Source organism: Flavobacterium cheonhonense (genome assembly GCF_035671315.1).
Classification (GTDB): Bacteria; Bacteroidota; Bacteroidia; order Flavobacteriales; family Flavobacteriaceae; genus Flavobacterium; species Flavobacterium cheonhonense.
Genome location: NZ_JAXAVY010000005.1, coordinates 1 through 17,486 on the forward strand (window position 1 = coordinate 1; position 17,486 = coordinate 17,486).

Below are 17,486 nucleotides of genomic sequence, written 5' to 3' on the forward strand. Positions count from 1 at the left end.
TTAGTGAGTCCTGACTTTATAGTCAGGACTCATTTTTTTTATAGGTGCGGCGTGTCCCTTCGGTCGATTCGCCGCCTTTTTTGTGGAAAGCCTGTCTTTAGACAGGCTTTCTTGTTTTTAAGCGGTTCGGCGCAGTCGCAAGCTCGTGTGCTTCGCCAGTTCGGGCAAAGCCCTCGGGCCGCCGCCCTGCCTAGCTGCAGGCAGGCTTTTTTTAGACCCGAGCGAAGCGAACTGACGAAGTAAACCCTGTTCATTTATTTGGATAGGTTTTTTGTTTTAAAAGCCCTTCGACAAGCTCAGGGTGACATTGTGCAGGTTTATTGGTGTTTGTTTAGCGGAGTGAGTTTTCTTTTTACAGTGATGTGATATCTTGTTGCAATAAGGAGTTTTCTTTTTGCAGTAGTGAGAAATCTAATTGCAGTAGGTATTTTTCTTTTTGCAGTAGTGAGATATGTAGTTGCAGTAAACGGGTTTCATTTTGAAGTAACAAAAAACCTTACTGCAGTTAGGATTTTTAACAGAGCAGTAAGGTGTTTTCTTCTCGTAGTGACGAGTTTACTTAAAGGAGTGGTAATAGATCTGATTTTGATTTTTACATTTTTATCTTTTTGAATTGTATTCCTTTTACTTGTGCGTATTCTTGGCTGGTAGCTCCGAATATGGATTTTATGTATTTTTTTACTTCGGTAGCGGTTTGTACTAGGCTTGTTTCATTGTTATAGAGTGTGTTATTGCGTGTTATTCTTGAATTGCTTACATTGGCATAGGCTACAGAAACGGCATTATTTTTTGCGTTTAGATTGGCTTGCTTGGCTGATAGACTAGCAATGGTTAAGTCTGTTTCGTTAGGGGTATAGCTCGCTTCGGTTTGGAGTACTGCTATTAAACCGGTAAGATGTTGTATTTGTTGGTCGTATGATTGTTGGCTTGCACTGATGGTATTGGGTGCAGGTGCGTTTGTGTCCGCTGCAGTTGTTGTTTGCGAAGCTCTTTTGCCTTGGAGTTTTCGGTTGAATGTTTTTGCGTTATTGACTTTTTCTTTTGTAGCGTCTGTAGTTTCGAGAGCATTTATGATTCTAGTTGATAGCCCTTTTAGGTTGGCGAATTCTATTATTCTTTCATTTACAGCATTGTTGTAGATAGTGTTTTTTGTAATTACTTCTTCCAGATGTGTTTGAGACAGTGTGACCAGTGCATTTAGTTGTGGAAGTTTTAAGGCGTTTTTTGATGGGTTGTAGATGGAACCGTAGCTTTCTACGAAAGCGATTAGGTCTTGAAAGTTTGCTATGTTTTTAGCGTGTCCGATTTCTGAAAATGTTGCCATAGTTTTAAAGATTTTTGGTTAGACATTATATTATTTTGTATTGATTTCTTTATTGTCAGTAGCGCTTGGGATGACAAACTTATCGACAGCCTTGAGGATAAGTTCTTTTTTGATTTTTACATTACTGTTTGATTTGTGGTTTTGATAAATTTCGATTTTATCAATGTCGAGAAGTATAGCTATCTTTAATAGGTTTTTTACGGATAGTTCTGTTTTACCGTTTTCTATTTTATTGTAAAAGCTTTGTGAAATATTGAGTTGGGACGCCATATAGTTTTGTGAAAATTTCTTTTCGAGGCGTTTTACAGTGATTTTGATTAATAAGCTTTCAAGCATTGTACACAAATTTATTGAACGGACTAGTTTGTCGTTCTAGTTGTTTATAATAAATTGTGGTATTTGAAACAAGATTAATAAAAAGGTTTTATCTTACAAAACGATATATTCAAAACTTTATTCCTTATGTGAATTATTTTGCATTTCTTATTTTTACTTTGTATAGAAAGATAAGAAGCTTTAAACTTTTTAGACTTTTTAATATATTTACCAAACGTTCTTTGCTATATGATTACACTCCGTTCGGTAGTTTAGTACCTAACCGCCACCGCAGCACCGATGATTACAGATATGGTTTCCAAGGGCAAGAGAAAGACGATGAATTAAAAGGGGAAGGCAACTCTTTAAATTATACTTTTAGGATGCATGACCCGCGAGTTGGTAGGTTTTTTACAATCGATCCTTTATTTAGAGATTATCCTCAATATACTCCATATTCTTTTAGTGGAAATAAAGTTATTAATGCTGTTGAAATTGAAGGTTTAGAAGAACAAGTAATAGTTAATAATACGAATGGCGGTAAAAGGACTAAACAAAATTATTTTGTTCTAAACGGAAAAACAGCTTTAGCAGATGACTTTATAGGTCCAGTTATTCAATCACTAAAAGATATAGATTTAGTTAATAACAAATCTAAAATTACTTTTGTTTATCACGGTTTTACAACTAGAACAGTTAAGTCTGGTCCTTGGTATTGGCGTTCAATGGATACATATTGTTTGGCTAAATATGACATTCATTTAGTTGTTGATGGGGTGACTTTAAAAATACCAGTAGAACTTAATACAGGTGAGGGTGTTAATCATCCTGGTGGCAATGCATTGGATTATGCTTTATTAACTGTAGGATCTGGTGTTTGGGGAGAGCTATTTGAAAAAGCTGTTAAGGTTAAAGTGCAACAAGCTATTGTTAAACATTTTACAGGAATATTAGCAAAAGAAGGGGTAAAATTTACTATTCAAGATATCATAAAGATTGGTAGAAACCAATTAAACAAAATTGTATTTTTAGAAAAAGGAAATGCAAAAGCTGGCTTAGAACACATTATGAAACACGCAGATGATTTTTCTAAAAATGGTATTGCTAAGGATGATATTGCAGATTTTGTATTTGATGCTACAACAAAAGGAAAAATAGTAGGTTATCAAGGAGAAGGAACTGGAAGACCAATATACGAGTATTTGTATAAAGGAGAAGTAAAAAGAGTTGCCGTAACCACCTCGGAAAATGGTTTTATAGTTGGAGCAAATCCTGTATCAGTTCCTAAAAATTAATTTTTGCAATAAATATGAATATTAAAATTTCACCTGAATATGGTTGTTTCCCTCTTTGGATAAGTGAAAAAGATGAGATTTACAGTAATGTTAATCATTATGATTTAAATTTTTCAGAAGACTTAAAAAAGAATATTGAGAACTGGAATATCAAATTCCAACAAACATTAAATAAAGAATATCCACCAGACTCTTCGTTTGGTAGTTTAACAGACTTAATAGAATTTGAAAATGAAGGGATTTTAGTTTGGAGAGATATTAATAAACAAATGTCTAACGTTAATGTCAGTTATTTTAGTTTATTAAAAGACAGGTATTATTACAATCTTGATGAATTAATTTCCGAAATTAATAATGCTTAAGCTAACCCCTTAAAATATTTTGGCTTTTAAAATAAATAGACAAAAATAAAACACGCTTACGGGCGTTTTTTTTATGAGTATAAACTGTAAAACAGATATAAAAATAAACACTATGAGTATTAAATACTCCTAATCAATGCTAAAAAATAAAATAGTTAAAATTTTGTTAAAACTACAAAGAAGAAACGTTTTTAGCGAAGAAATCTTTAAAACCGTAGGTAAGCATTTTATCAATCATTTTAAACACAATACTTTTATCTTCTTCATCGAGTTGTTCTAGGTGTTGCATTTGCTAATAATGGTTTTGACTTCAATAACTACTTCTTTAGGAATTATATTTTCGTCATAGTTCAAAATCTGGTCAGTAGTTAAATTAAAGAGTTTAGTAAGCTTTTGTAGTTCGGCTACGGTTACTTCTCTTGTTCCTCTTTCAATCTTACTATACGTTGATTTATCTACATCAATATGATTAGAGATTTCTTTTTGGAGTAGTCCTTGTTTTTCTCTTATAATTTTAATGTTATCAGCTAAACTCACAGTACCGCGATAGCTCGGATTTACAATCCCTGCCTATAAAAAACCCGATAACTCAGAAATCCTTTCTACCTTTTAAAAATTAAAAAAACTACAACTCTTTAGGTTTTAGTTTTTATATTTACAGAACGTTCTTTTACAAAAAAGTATTACCCGTTCGGTAGTTTAGTACCTAACCGCCACCGTAGCACCGATGATTACAGATACGGTTTCCAAGGGCAAGAGAAAGACGATGAATTAAAAGGGGAAGGAAATTCCTTGAATTATACTTTTAGAATGCATGACCCGAGGGTGGGAAGGTTTTTGAGTTTGGATCCTCTTGCTCCAAAATTTCCTTGGAATAGTCCTTTTTCATTTAGCGAAAATAGAGTTATTGATATGCTTGAATTGGAAGGTGCGGAAACGAAGCCATCGAAATCAAACAGCAGTAATGTTGTTGAAACAACAAAAAAAGCATGGAAATGGCTTGGCGAATATTTTGATGCCCTCCTCGAAGAAGCGTTGCCTAAAGGACGCCTCAATAAACCGGGACAATCACTTTCAATGTTTCAGGAACCAAAACAAATGAAAAAGGAGATTGAAGATGATGCAAAAGCAAAAATAAGAAAGGTTAAAGTAGTAGCTAAAAATCCAGTCAAGTCAGCCAAAAATGTTGTAACAGCTGTTATAGATAAGCATGTTAATGCATACAGGGACTTAAAAAGTGGTGATCCTAAAAGAGTTGCTCAAGGCACTATTGTAGTCGCACCCTTATTAATACCTTTAGTAGCTCCTGAGGCAGAGGCTATTACACTTGAAGAAACAGTAGGTGTATCATTAGAAACAAGAGGAGCTATTGCAGTTGAAGAAGGAGTTGCTTTATCTACAGAAGTATCTTTATCAAAAGAGGTTGAAGTAACTATAAAATCATTTGATGACTTAGTAAATAATCCTAAAGAAATTTGGGGAAAATCTGTTGATGATGTAGAGCAAATATTAGGTTCTGGATGGGAACGGCAAGCATTGAATTCGGGCGAAGGATGGAAATTTATTGAAAAAGGAGGAGATGGATTTGTTTCCTTCACAACCGGTAATTCACATCACCCTGGTTCAACCTATTATAAAATCAATAGTGGAAAGTATGGTAAAACAAAAGTTGTTGGAAAAGATTATAAACCAACAAAAGAAGATAAATCTAAAATAATTCAAGCAGAATAAATTATGGTTGAAAGGTACGCCAATTTAATTGATACGTTAATTTTATTTCTTTTACCTGAAAAAGAATTAAATACTGATTATCATTTTTTAATACAAAACCGATTAAGTGAAATTGAAGGAGATTATTATACGTTCTTACACGAAAATAACTTGGCAATATTAAATTCCGAAGGATTAATTACACAAGACAACGCAAAAAAAATCAAACAAGTTCGTTCAATGGTTTTAGGGATTGAAAAAGAATTATGGACTCCACAAAGTTTTGTAAATAATATTAAATGGCAATCCGTCAGAAACTTAGTTAAAGAAATTCTTAATTCAATCGAAATAGATTGAATTATAAAACCCTACTTAAAAGAATCAGGTTTTCTTTTTTATATTTTAGTACACATACTCCCCCTCCAGTATTAAATACTGCGAGAACCCTTTTCCATTAATAAATAATAAATATAAGTAAAAGCAACTTTTAAACGAGTTGCTTTTTTACTAAATTTATAAATGTTCTTCTTCATTTTTCACGCTATACACTCTGGTTAAAAAACATTTTTGCTAAGTATTAATTTTACATAAACTTTAGTTTTAATATTTTTTTCTCTGTTAAACTAGTTTTATGAAATTAATAAAATGAGCAATAATACCTTGTTGTTTATTGTATTTAAAATAGAACTTTACATGTAAAAGTTAATTTTATTTTGCTTTTGGTGTATTTTTGGTAAAAACCACATCATGAAAAAGGTCAAACCATTAATCCCTTTGTTCAAACAGTTTATCAAAGAATCAGAATCAGGAAAAAGACTTAAAAAAAACGGTGAGCGAATTACTAAAAATTCAATAAACAATTACAATTATGTTTTAAGAAACCTAATTCTTTTTTCAGAGGAGTTAAAAACTGATATTCGAGTATGTGATGTTATGAAACTCACCAAAAGAGAGTTACAATCTGAAAAAAATTATTGGAAAAAATTCTATAAAAATTTTACCGATTTTCTATACAAGAAGGGGTGCTATGATAATTATGTTGGTTCACAAATAAAAATTATCAGAGTTTTTTTTAATTATTTAAAAGAGGAAAAAGAAATTTATATTGGTGATTTTCACAAACAATTTTATGTCAGAAAAGAAGAAATTGACGTATTAGTTTTAACACCGGAGCAATTGAAATTTTTGATTCATGACAAAGAGTTTGAGAGTCAATTAACCCCCAGCTTAAAAAAAGTAAAAGATATTTTTGTATTTGGGTGTACTACAGGTTTGCGGTACTCCGATATTTTTTTATTAACCAATAAAAACTTTGAGCAATCGGGTGAGGATTGGTATTTAAAAATAAAATCAAAGAAAACAAAAACTTATTCAAGCATTAAGCTTCCGGCTTATGCCGTTTCTATTTACAAAAAGTATAGGCCCACAAAGGCTGGGGTAAATGTATTTGGAGAAATAGGCTTGTATACTTTTAATAAAGTATTAAAAACTATAGGTGAGAAAGCCGGGTTTACTAATGATCTTGAAGTTACAAGGGAACGTCTTGGCAAAGCCAAAAAACAAAGAGGCTCACAAAAAGGGATTCGATTTTGCGACAAAATGAGTTCACACATGATGCGCCGTACGGCAATTACAACACTTTTAATTTTAGGAATGCCGGAGCATCTTGTAAGAAAGATAAGTGGCCACAGTGCCAGTAGCAGTGCTTTTAACAGATATGTACATTATGCGCAAGTGTATATTGATAGGGAGATTGATAAGGTGCATAGTAAGTTGGAGAGTTATTGAGTTTACTTATTTCTCCACCAAAACACACAAAAAGAACACGCTCACGAGCGTGTTCTTTTTTTAATTGATCATTAAGACGCGAAAGGATTAGTGCGGAAGCGGGTTAAAGCCTTTATAAGTAAAATCCATATTCTCATTATAGGATGTAATTCTAAACATTTTATATTTGACGATGTTTTTACCTTCAATACCAACAGTTATTTTTGCATGATTATAACTCAAAACCAATATCTCACTTAAATCATATTTATTAGCACTATTTGATTTTTGAGTTATAAATGGAGTTAGATCTGAGCTCAAAAACTCTCTTGTAGAGATATTCATTAGCTTCTCCTTTTCAATAAAATCATCTAGAATGAATTTATACATTAGAAATTTTATTATATAAATCCATATCAAAAACATAGGCTTTACATAAAATATCTAATTGAGGATTTATAAATTTCAAAATAATATTACTTTTTAAGAGATGCAATTCAGTACTTTCTACTTTTTCACATTTAAAAATTTTATATTCTAAATTAAAATAGTCAAGCATTTTTTGGACATCATTTAAATTAGATTTGTAGCCAATCTTTCCGCTTAAAGTTCCATGTTTTATCTCATAAAATTTGTTTGGTGTATACTCAAAATCATAAGAAATCCCTATTACAACACTTCTGAAAGAAGTTATTTGAAAATCAATTCTTTCATATTTTAATTCAAGTAAGGCGGGAGTGCCGCCATCTTCTGATTGAATAACATCAAAATTCATTTTAGAATAAGATATATCTACTCCAATTTCTATGTCACCTACTTTACTGTCAATAATAAATTCTGATAATCCCATCTTTCAATTTTATAATTCATCAACTATTTTTTGAAGCTTTTTTTCTCTGTCTTTACCTTTAAACGCTCCACTATCTAAAAATTCTTTAGCTTTTTCTTTTAGTTCACTTTTAAAATTTGGATTTTTTAATTGAGCTTGGAAAGCTTGCTCTACTATTTTCTCTTGTTCTCTAGATACTTTTTTACCAACAATATTATAAATAACATCTCCAGATTCATTAACCTCAAAACCAATTTCAGTCAACTTTTTACCTTTAAAAAAGACATTACCATGTACCCCTTTTGTTAAAACATCTGTTAGAACAGTTTTTGCCTCTTGCCACATAAATCCAAAATCACAAGGATTCCCATTATGAACAAGCACATTAGATTTAGAAACATAATAAGTGTGGTATTCATCAACTGTAAAATTATAAACTTTAAAGTCTCCCTCCACAAGTTCAATTTTTGTTATGGGTAATGTAGTTTCATCATATAAAGTTAAGTTATCCCCAACTTTTAATTCATCCACTTTTAGCCATTTTCCGCCAATAAAAAAAGGATGTTCATTTGTGGCTTCTATGACCTCATCTCCATAGTAAATTTTATAAACTTGACTAAAGTCTCTACTGAATGTATCAATTACTTTCTTTAGTTCTAATTCACCATTTTTATCATTGTAGGCCCAAACTTTATCACCAACTTTAATCTCCTCAATATTTTTATAACCTTCCTCAACAAAAACTAAAGTACCCGCTGTAAAACAGCCACAAGGCTTCATTTGTTTAATAAGGGTCTTAGCATTCTTTTTGAGAAGATCTAATGTTTCTTTTGAAAATTTACCACTTTTACTAGCCAATTGCAACTCTTCGACTCCAACAAAAGTAGCGACGACTTCAAAAACTAGTTTACCATGAGTATATCCGGCAACGTCCATTCCCTTCTTTCCTGTTGCATCATCAATCCAAGTTCCTATGCCTTCTTCAACGGCTTTCAAGAGATTTTCTCTGGCTGTATCATCAGTCAAAATAGTTACCATTACTCTTGGTAAAGAAAGAGCTTCTTTAGTTTTCCTCCATTGATTACTAGGATCAGTAACCCAGTTTAGAGGATGCCAGTCAACTGCATGCTGTACAACTCCTTCACCTGCATCCCACATACCGTCAATAAATCCTGCTGTAAAAGCTACATCATAAGCTTTTCCTTGCCATAACCACTTAGGTACAATTGGTCCTCGTCCCATTTCGTCAATAAGCACTAAAGGGCTATTTGCAGCAAAAAGATATGGTGAAAGATCAGTATATAATTTTTTGTCAGGGTCTAGACTTAAAAACCTTCCAATCCTCGGATCATAAAACCTTAAATCAAATGCATAGCTATTTCCTTCCCCTTTTAATTCATCATCTTTCTCTTGCCCTTGGAAACCGTATCTGTAATCATCGGTGCTGCGGTGGCGGTTAGGTACTAAACTACCGAACGGATAGTAATCATTATAACTCAGAACGTCCGGTAAAAATAGTGAAACATAATCATTACTCAAACTAGGTTGCGTATAAACATAAAAATTATCAATCGTAATTCCTATATCATTTCCGGTTGTGTTATTAACTGAGAGTACAATTTTATAATCTGCAGAAATAGGCGCAGTAAATGAACCCGATACAACACCAGCAGCACTAATTGTAGTACTCCAAAAAACAGTTGTACCGGCTAAATTTCTAATCTCTAAGTTTATAGGAACATTTGATGGGAAGCCCTCTAACATATTGAGTTCAAAATTAAACATGACCGTTTGTCCCTCTTCAAACTTTAACTGTATATTGTAGGTCTTACACCTTTTACTATCCAATGTTCTATATAGGGTTGCCCTTCGACAAGCTCAGGGTAGGCCAAGGGAACACGCCATATTAAAAAACCCACTCCAAGGAGCGGGTTTTCTGTTTATTTATTTTGATTTTCTATCCATTTTCGGGCATTAACAAAGGCTTCAAGCCAAGGTGAAACTTCGTCTTTTTGTCCTCTGTCAGGGTAATATGCCCAGTTCCAAGGGAAGGTGGAGCGTTCAATGTGAGGCATCATGACTAAATGGCGCCCGGTTTTATCACACAACATGGCCGTGTTATAATCGGAACCGTTGGGGTTGGCGGGATAACCTTCGTAAGCGTATTTGGCTACGATGTTGTACTTGCTTTCTTCATAAGGTAAGTGGAATTTACCTTCGCCATGCGACACCCAAACGCCTAAGGTTGCTCCGGCAAGGGTTTTCAGCATTACGGAATGGTTTTCTTGAACCGTAACTGAGGTAAAGATGCTCTCATGTTTGTGAGAATCGTTGTGTTTCATTTTACCGTGAACTTCATGTTCAGGGTTAATGACTTCTAATTCCATAAACAATTGACAACCGTTGCAGATGCCTACTGATAAAGTGTCTTCTCTTTTAAGGAAGTTTTTCAAAGCCGTGTTGGCTTTTTCGTTGTATAAAAAAGCCCCGGCCCAACCTTTAGCAGAACCCAAAACATCGGAATTAGAAAAACCACCCACAGCACCAATAAATTGGATGTCTTCCAAAGTTTCGCGTCCCGAAATCAAATCGGTCATGTGAACGTCTTTTACGTCAAATCCGGCTAAGTACATGGCATTCGCCATTTCGCGTTCGGAATTGCTGCCTTTTTCACGGATGATGGCTGCTTTTGGCTTCTCGATACGATTCCGATTAACATCGGAATCACTCGAAGTGACGTCTTTTAGTTTTCCAGTGAAGTGGGCAGGGAATTGGTATTGTAAAGGTTGGTGACTGTAATTATTATAACGCTCTGTGGCCGTGTTGTTTTTGGATTGTTTTAGGTCTAATAAATAAGAAGTTTCAAACCAAATATCGCGTAAACTCGCAATATCTAAATTCCAAATTCCAAATTCCAATGATGGAGTCGTTGAGACTTCTCCGATTTTGAAGATTTCGATTCCTTCTAATGCTTTTTCAAAGACTGCATCGTCTTTAGCTTGCAATACCAATCCGATGTTTTCTGCAAATAGGATTTTAACCAAATCATTTTCTTCCAATGACGAGAAGTCGATTTTAGCTCCTAAATGGTTATCGGCAAAGCACATTTCCAATAGCGTTGTGATTAAACCACCGCTTCCGATATCATGTCCGGCAAGGATTTGTCGGTCTTTGATTAAATTTTGCACAGCATTGAAGGCCTTTTTAAAGAACGCGGCATCTTTAATGGTTGGCGTTTCAGCACCAATTTTATTTAAGGTTTGGGCAAAAGAACTTCCACCCAATTTAAATTCGTCTTGAGACAAATTGATGTAATAAATCGAACCACCATTTCTTTGCAACACCGGTTCTACCACTTTGGTAATATTGGAACAATTTCCGGCCGCCGAAATAATTACCGTTCCCGGTGCAATCACTTCGTCGTTCGGGTATTTTTGTTTCATGGAAAGTGAATCTTTTCCCGTAGGAATGTTGATGCCTAACTCGATAGCAAACTCAGAGCAAGCCTGAACCGCTTCGTACAAACGGGCATCTTCGCCTTCGTTTTTACAAGCCCACATCCAGTTGGCAGACAACGAAACGCTTTTTAAATTGTCTTTTAAAGGGGCAAAAATGATGTTAGATAAAGCTTCGGCTATGGCATTTCGGCTACCGGCTTTCGGGTCGATTAATGCCGAAATAGGAGCGTGGCCAATGGAAGTGGCAATACCTTCTTTTCCGTTAAAATCTAAGGCCATTACGCCCACATTGTTTAGCGGCAATTGTAAAGGTCCGACACATTGTTGTTTGGCTACTCTTCCGCCTACGCAACGATCGACTTTATTGGTCAACCAATCTTTACAAGCTACGGCTTCGAGTTTCAAAACGTCTTTTAGGTAGTCTTGAATATAATCGGAACTATACTCTAAATCAGTATAATTTCTTTGTATGGTTTTATCCGCCATGATGGTTTTGGGCGAACTGCCGAACATGTCTTCCAAGGCGAGGTCCATAGGTTTACAGCCTGTTTTTTGGCCTTCAAAAGTAAAACGTTTGTTGGCTGTTACGTGTCCCACTTGGTACATAGGCGAACGCTCTCTTTCTGCGATGCGTTGTAAGGTATCAATGTCTTTTTGACCAATGACCAATCCCATTCGTTCTTGCGATTCGTTGCCGATGATTTCTTTGGCCGATAAAGTTGGATCACCAACAGGTAATTTATCTAAGTCTATCACCCCCCCGGTTTCTTCTACCAATTCGGATAGACAGTTCAAATGACCGCCGGCGCCGTGATCGTGTATGGAAACAATCGGATTTTCATCGCTTTCTACCAAACCGCGAATGGCGTTTGCGGCGCGTTTTTGCATTTCAGGATTGGAACGTTGGATGGCGTTCAGTTCGATTCCGGAACCAAAAGCACCGGTATCGGCAGAGGAAACTGCAGCACCGCCCATTCCGATTCGGTAATTTTCCCCGCCAAGGATAACGATTTTGTCTCCTTCGCTAGGTTTCTTTTTGATGGATTGGTCGAGCTTTCCGTAGCCAATGCCTCCGGCTTGCATGATGACTTTATCGTAGCCGAGTTTTCTGTCTTCTTCCTCGTGTTCGAAGGTTAGAATGGAACCAGTGATAAGCGGTTGCCCGAATTTATTTCCGAAATCTGAAGCGCCATTTGAGGCTTTGATTAAGATGTCCATGGGTGTTTGGTACAACCATTGTCGCTCGGTCATGCCATTTTCCCATTCGCGGTTATCTTTTAATCGGGAATAAGCCGTCATGTAAACAGCAGTTCCGGCCAAAGGCAATGAACCTTGTCCACCGGCCAAACGGTCACGGATTTCACCACCTGAACCCGTTGCTGCTCCGTTGAAAGGCTCTACAGTAGTAGGGAAATTATGGGTTTCGGCTTTTAGCGAAATCACTGAATCAAATTCCTTAGTCTCGTAAAAATCCGGTTTGTCGGCACTTTTAGGGGCGAATTGAGTTACTTTCGGCCCTTTGATAAATGCGACATTATCTTTGTAGGCCGAAACGATATCGTTAGGATGTTCGGCCGATGTTTTTTTGATGAGTTTGAATAGGGAAGTTTCTTTTTCTTGTCCGTCAATCACAAAAGTGCCGTTGAAAATTTTATGGCGACAATGTTCTGAATTGACTTGAGAAAATCCAAAGACTTCAGAATCGGTTAGTTTTCTTCCTATTTTTTGAGAAACACTGTTTAAATAGGCAACTTCTTCTTCGCTTAACGCTAATCCTTCTTGTTGGTTGTAAGTGGCGATATCCTCGATTTCCAAAATCGATTCCGGTTGGATGTTGATGGTGAAAATATCTTGTGTTAACTCGTTGTACTTTTGCGAAAGCATTGGGTCGAAATCGGTAAAGTTTTCAGTTACTTTTTCGAATTCCTCAATTCGGATAATGCCTTCAACTCCCATATTTTGGGTGATTTCTACGGCATTGGTACTCCAAGGCGTAACCATAGCGGCACGTGGACCAACAAAAAAATCCGTCATGACGGATTTTTCTATTTTATGAGCGTTGCCAAAAAGCCAGTTTAATTTTGAGATGTTTTCTGCCGAAAGTTCGTTTTGCGTTTGTACGGCAAAAACAGTAGTACTTTCGTTTCCGAAGAAATGAATCATTGTGTAGTTATTAATGTTGTTGTTGTTACTGCAAATTTAGACTAAAAAATGCGAATATGGAAAAAGGTTTTTCAACAAATTAGTCTTGAAAAGTTGTCCAATTATAAGCGCCGGCATCAAAAGGAGTTGTTCTTGGATTTCCTAAAATATCAAAAGGTACGCTAACATCATCTCCAAATCCTCTGGCAGCCGAATCATCGCCGATGTTAAGTTGGTTATTTTGTATGTTTAAAAATTTAGGATTTTCGTTGCGTTTGACTTCAGGATTATCGAACAGGAAGCTGTACAACGGATTGCTACTGCTACCGAATTTCAATAAACATTTGGTGAAAGAATGGTTGAATAGGCCTGAAGTAGCCGGATCAAGTGATAGTTCATAAGTATTGCTTCCATAAATGATGCAGTTTTTAAAGTCCGCTTGCACCAAATCGAAGGGTACTTGAGCACCATTTTCATCTTCGTAATAATTATTCAGCAAAACAGCCACTTGTCGGGAACTCGACCAATTGTTGTTAAACGTACACTGTTTGAATTCGTAACTTCCACCCAAAGTACAAGCTAACGAAGCGATACCGGCGTAATTAATAACCACGTTTTCACCTCTAATCTTTGCAGTTTTGGCGTATAATCCAATCAATGATGAATTGTATATCTGGGTGTTTTTAATCGTCATAAAATTACCATCATTGCTATCGATGTTCAAACCGACTGCTGCATTTTTGATGATGACGTTATCGATTTCATTTCCGGTACTTCCGGCAGTCAGCCAAATGGTTTGCCATTGACCGGCAACATCTGAAAATCCGGGTTCTAAACGATCGCCTTCAAAAATGATATTGTTTTCTAAAGTTCCATTGGCTTTGAATGAAGCGCCGTTACCCACAATTAATCCTGAGTCGGCATGGAAATGTATACGAGCACCGGGTTGAACGTTCAAAGTTTTTCCTCCGGGAACGGCTGCATAACCATAAACGACGTAAGGTTTATCGTTGCCCCAAACGTATTCATTGCCGTTAACGGGATCATTTTCATCTAAAAAGAAACCATACACCGGTTCTTCTATACCTTCAATGGTGAGCGTTTCGGTAGTGCCGTCGGAAAATCGTTTCGGATATAAGAAATACGCATCTTGGATTAGTGTCACTAAATCTACATCTTGCACTTCTCCGTTGGCGTGGCGAAATTCGATAATATCGGTATATAAGAAATCGGTTGGATTGGCTTCGGCTACATCCGCAGTCACTTCGATGAAGATGTACATGCTGTCTTTGGCCAACAACTCTACATCATTAAACACTCGGTTGTTATTGCCTACCATACCATCAACGGTCATGCGGTATTTAGAAGCTTGTCCTTTTCCTAATTGTATGGTTGGTATTTTGATGTCTTTATCGCTTCGGTTATACACTTTTAGGGTGTAAGTGCTCGATCCGATATTGGTAAAAACAGTATCTAAATACACGGTATCTTTCGAGAAAAACAAACCGCCTGTACTGGGTTCAAATTCAAAATCTTGTCGACAAGAACTGGTGAATAAAGTTAAACCAATTATAAAAAAGAATATAAGATAGCGCATCAGTATTATGAATTTTTACTTTGTACAATTCGACCTAACAGTCTCCGGTCGTAAATGTAGGTATTATAGTTTAATTTGAAAATAAGTCGATTTGAAAATTTGACTATAGTCTTGGTAAATAACGGTAAAAATACCATTATAGTATATTCGTGGTGTTGGCTTTTTTCCTTGTGGGAAATAAGTAGTAATTTCGTGAAAAATTTAAGCTATGGCATTGGATAGAGAAAAAGTGTTACAACTGTGCAACGAATGGAGCAAAAACACTTTGATGGAAACCTTAGAAATAGAATATATAGACGCCGGTGAAGGCTTTTTAAAAGCTAAAATGCCGGTAAATTCAAGAGTGCATCAACCCATGGGATTGTTGCATGGCGGTGCCACAGTGGCTTTAGCAGAAAGTGTTGGTAGTGCGGCTTCACTCATGTTTATCAATACTGAAAAGCAAGAAGTGCGCGGGATTGAAATTTCGGCTAATCATTTGAAAAGCAAACGCGAAGGAACTGTATTTTGTACTGCCAAAATTATTCATCAAGGAAGAAGTATTCATTTGTGGGAGATTAAAATAACGGATGAAAACGACAAGCTGATTTCGTTGTGTAAGTTGACTAACATGATTTTACCCAGGAGATAAATGACAGATGTGTTTGTAAAAGTCAAAGCGCAACTGGAAAAACAATTGCCGTTTGTGCTGTATGCGAAGCCCAAAGCTGACCGCATGATTGCTTTATTTCAGGAGAACGACAGCTTACACTTTTTAAAAGATTTTAGTGAGAAAGGTTTTGTTTTTGCCCCTTTTGAGGGCGATGCCATTCCTTATATTCCACAAGCCGAATCAGAAGTTTATGTCGAGAAGATAAAGGAAACAGACTTTTTAATAGCTCCTAATCCGATCATTGAGGCTGACGAAGCCGCTAAAAGAGATTTTGAAGCCTTGGTGACAGCAGGAGTCGATGCCATTGGTCAAGGCGCATTTGAGAAAGTGGTTTTGTCTCGTAAAGCGATGGTTGCTATACCTTCTTTTGAGTTGGAAACTGTATTTAAAAAGTTGGTGGCTTTTTATCCGACCGCTTTCAAATATTGTTTTTTTCACCCCAAAATAGGGCTTTGGTTGGGCGCCAGTCCGGAACAGTTTTTAAAAATCAATCAGGTAACATTGCAAACCGTGGCTTTGGCCGGAACGCAAGCGGTAACTGAATCTACAGATGTCGTTTGGCAAGAAAAAGAAATTGAGGAACAACAATTGGTAACCGATTTTATTACCCAAAGTTTGAGCGATAAAGTGTCAGAACTCACTGTTTCGAGTCCGTATTCGGTGCAAGCCGGAAATTTGTGGCACATCAAGACTGATATTGCAGCGACTATTGGTAGCGATAGCAACTTGGAGGAAATTATTAAATCTTTGCATCCGACATCAGCTGTTTGCGGATTGCCGAAAGCGGCGGCAAAGGATTTTATCTTGCAAAACGAATCGTATGACAGAAGTTATTATTCGGGATTTTTGGGTGAGTTGAATATCGATTTGGCCACATTCCGAACCGAGCAAACGGATTTGTTTGTTAATTTGCGTTGTATGAAAATCAACGACAAGCACGTCGAATTATTCATCGGTTGCGGCATTACTAAAGACAGTGTGCCGGAAGCGGAATTTATCGAAACGGTCAACAAATCGATGACCATGCGGAAGGTTTTGAATTAAAGCAGTTGTATGTTGTGGGTTCTATGTTGTAAGTTAAAAGTAATAGACTACGACTCATAGTTTACATGATACTATAAAAAATAAAAAGTATGAAATTAGATATTTTAGCGTTTGGCGCACATCCTGATGATGTAGAATTGGGCTGTAGCGGCACAATTGCCAAAGAAGTTTCCTTAGGAAAAAAAGTAGGTATAATCGATTTAACGCGTGGCGAACTCGGAACTCGAGGATCGGTGGAAATTCGTGATCAGGAAGCTGCTTTGGCGGCTGAAATTTTGGGGATTTCCATGCGAGAAAATTTAAACATGCGCGATGGTTTTTTTGTGAATGACGAAGCCCATCAGTTGGAAATCATTAAGCGAATTCGCAAATACAAGCCTGAGATTGTAATTTGTAATGCCATCGAAGACCGTCACATCGATCACGGCAAAGGCAGTAAGTTGGTTTCTGACGCCTGTTTTTTATCGGGTTTGCGAAAAATTGAAACCGAGCATGAAGGCGTGCAACAGGAAGTGTGGCGTCCGAAAGTAGTGTATCATTACATCCAATGGAAAAATATAGAGCCTGATTTTGTGGTAGATATTTCTGAATTCATGGATATAAAAACAAAGTCTATTTTGGCTTATGCCTCTCAGTTTTATTCTGAAAACTCTAATGAACCGATCACACCGATAGCTACTAAAAACTTTTTGCAAAGTATTCATTACCGCACGCAAGACTTCGGTCGATTGATTGGTGTGGATTATGCTGAAGGTTTTACAACCGAGAGATACGTGGCAGTCAAGAGCTTAGGAGATTTGATTTAAAAAATCTAAAAAACCTTTGCAAAAGTTAAGTTTTGCACTATATTTGCACTCGCAAAAGCAACTTAGGTTCTTTGCAAAAATAAATGGTGATTGTAGCTCAGTTGGTTAGAGCGTCGGATTGTGGTTCCGAAGGTCGCGGGTTCGAGACCCGTCTTTCACCCAAAATTCAAAAGCCCCGTATTTCG

At 36.3% G+C, this 17,486-nt stretch carries 16 protein-coding genes and 1 tRNA gene; 9 read left to right on the forward strand and 8 right to left on the reverse strand.

The window, feature by feature from the left end:
• Window positions 1-592: 592 nt before the first annotated feature.
• Window positions 593-1,324 (reverse strand): hypothetical protein, encoded by a 732-nt coding sequence (locus SK086_RS10890; protein WP_324691640.1) that lies wholly within the window; start codon window positions 1,322-1,324, stop codon window positions 593-595.
• A gap of 30 nt (window positions 1,325-1,354) precedes the next feature.
• Window positions 1,355-1,660: a helix-turn-helix domain-containing protein gene (locus SK086_RS10895; RefSeq protein ID WP_324691641.1), complete on the reverse strand. Its 306-nt coding sequence runs from the start codon at window positions 1,658-1,660 to the stop codon at window positions 1,355-1,357.
• A gap of 128 nt (window positions 1,661-1,788) precedes the next feature.
• On the opposite strand from SK086_RS10895, the gene SK086_RS10900 reads away from it, so the two are divergent.
• Window positions 1,789-2,934, forward strand: a complete 1,146-nt coding sequence (locus SK086_RS10900; protein ID WP_324691642.1) for an RHS repeat domain-containing protein — start codon at window positions 1,789-1,791, stop codon at window positions 2,932-2,934.
• A gap of 14 nt (window positions 2,935-2,948) precedes the next feature.
• Window positions 2,949-3,296 (forward strand): hypothetical protein, encoded by a 348-nt coding sequence (locus SK086_RS10905; RefSeq protein ID WP_324691643.1) that lies wholly within the window; start codon window positions 2,949-2,951, stop codon window positions 3,294-3,296.
• 276 nt (window positions 3,297-3,572) lie between these two features.
• Here SK086_RS10905 and SK086_RS10910 read toward each other — a convergent pair whose 3' ends face one another.
• A complete protein-coding gene (locus tag SK086_RS10910) occupies window positions 3,573-3,833 on the reverse strand; it encodes a helix-turn-helix domain-containing protein (RefSeq protein ID WP_324691645.1) in 261 nt (86 codons plus the stop codon).
• 114 nt (window positions 3,834-3,947) lie between these two features.
• Between SK086_RS10910 and SK086_RS10915 the strand changes: the two genes are divergently transcribed.
• The 3 genes from SK086_RS10915 to SK086_RS10925 all read left to right on the forward strand — a co-directional run bounded on the left by SK086_RS10915 (window position 3,948) and on the right by SK086_RS10925 (window position 6,794).
• On the forward strand, window positions 3,948-5,027 hold the full coding sequence (locus tag SK086_RS10915) for an RHS repeat domain-containing protein (protein ID WP_324691844.1): 1,080 nt from the start codon (window positions 3,948-3,950) through the stop codon (window positions 5,025-5,027).
• Between the two features lie 3 nt (window positions 5,028-5,030).
• A complete protein-coding gene (locus SK086_RS10920) occupies window positions 5,031-5,363 on the forward strand; it encodes a hypothetical protein (RefSeq protein WP_324691646.1) in 333 nt (110 codons plus the stop codon).
• 390 nt (window positions 5,364-5,753) lie between these two features.
• A complete protein-coding gene (locus tag SK086_RS10925) occupies window positions 5,754-6,794 on the forward strand; it encodes a tyrosine-type recombinase/integrase (RefSeq protein WP_324691647.1) in 1,041 nt (346 codons plus the stop codon).
• Between the two features lie 87 nt (window positions 6,795-6,881).
• Here the strand turns inward: SK086_RS10925 and SK086_RS10930 are convergent, their stop codons facing one another.
• The 5 genes from SK086_RS10930 to SK086_RS10950 form a co-directional block, all read right to left on the reverse strand.
• Complete coding sequence (locus SK086_RS10930; RefSeq protein ID WP_324691648.1) at window positions 6,882-7,163, reverse strand: hypothetical protein; 282 nt, start codon at window positions 7,161-7,163, stop codon at window positions 6,882-6,884.
• The gene (locus tag SK086_RS10935; RefSeq protein ID WP_324691649.1) at window positions 7,156-7,623 is read right to left on the reverse strand and encodes a hypothetical protein; all 468 of its coding nucleotides are present in this window, start codon (window positions 7,621-7,623) and stop codon (window positions 7,156-7,158) included. Before SK086_RS10935 ends, SK086_RS10930 begins: the two co-directional genes overlap by 8 nt.
• Window positions 7,624-7,632: 9 nt before the next feature.
• Window positions 7,633-9,387 carry a polymorphic toxin-type HINT domain-containing protein gene (locus tag SK086_RS10940; RefSeq protein ID WP_324691650.1) on the reverse strand — a complete coding sequence of 585 codons (1,755 nt, stop codon included), beginning with the start codon at window positions 9,385-9,387 and terminating at the stop codon, window positions 7,633-7,635.
• Window positions 9,388-9,542: 155 nt separating this feature from the next.
• Window positions 9,543-13,223, reverse strand: coding sequence for a phosphoribosylformylglycinamidine synthase (gene purL / locus SK086_RS10945; protein WP_324691652.1), 3,681 nt, complete (start codon window positions 13,221-13,223; stop codon window positions 9,543-9,545).
• Window positions 13,224-13,302: 79 nt separating this feature from the next.
• The gene (locus tag SK086_RS10950; RefSeq protein WP_324691654.1) at window positions 13,303-14,799 is read right to left on the reverse strand and encodes a hypothetical protein; all 1,497 of its coding nucleotides are present in this window, start codon (window positions 14,797-14,799) and stop codon (window positions 13,303-13,305) included.
• A gap of 208 nt (window positions 14,800-15,007) precedes the next feature.
• Here SK086_RS10950 and SK086_RS10955 point away from each other — a divergent pair, with 208 nt between their 5' ends.
• The 4 genes from SK086_RS10955 (at window position 15,008) to SK086_RS10970 (ending at window position 17,462) form a co-directional block, all read left to right on the forward strand.
• Window positions 15,008-15,430 (forward strand): PaaI family thioesterase, encoded by a 423-nt coding sequence (locus SK086_RS10955; RefSeq protein ID WP_290876589.1) that lies wholly within the window; start codon window positions 15,008-15,010, stop codon window positions 15,428-15,430.
• Complete coding sequence (locus tag SK086_RS10960; protein ID WP_324691655.1) at window positions 15,431-16,495, forward strand: isochorismate synthase; 1,065 nt, start codon at window positions 15,431-15,433, stop codon at window positions 16,493-16,495. It abuts the gene before it with no gap.
• 89 nt (window positions 16,496-16,584) lie between these two features.
• Window positions 16,585-17,301, forward strand: coding sequence for a bacillithiol biosynthesis deacetylase BshB1 (gene bshB1, locus SK086_RS10965; protein WP_324691657.1), 717 nt, complete (start codon window positions 16,585-16,587; stop codon window positions 17,299-17,301).
• A gap of 85 nt (window positions 17,302-17,386) precedes the next feature.
• Window positions 17,387-17,462 (forward strand) — tRNA-His (locus SK086_RS10970).
• Window positions 17,463-17,486: the final 24 nt, after the last annotated feature.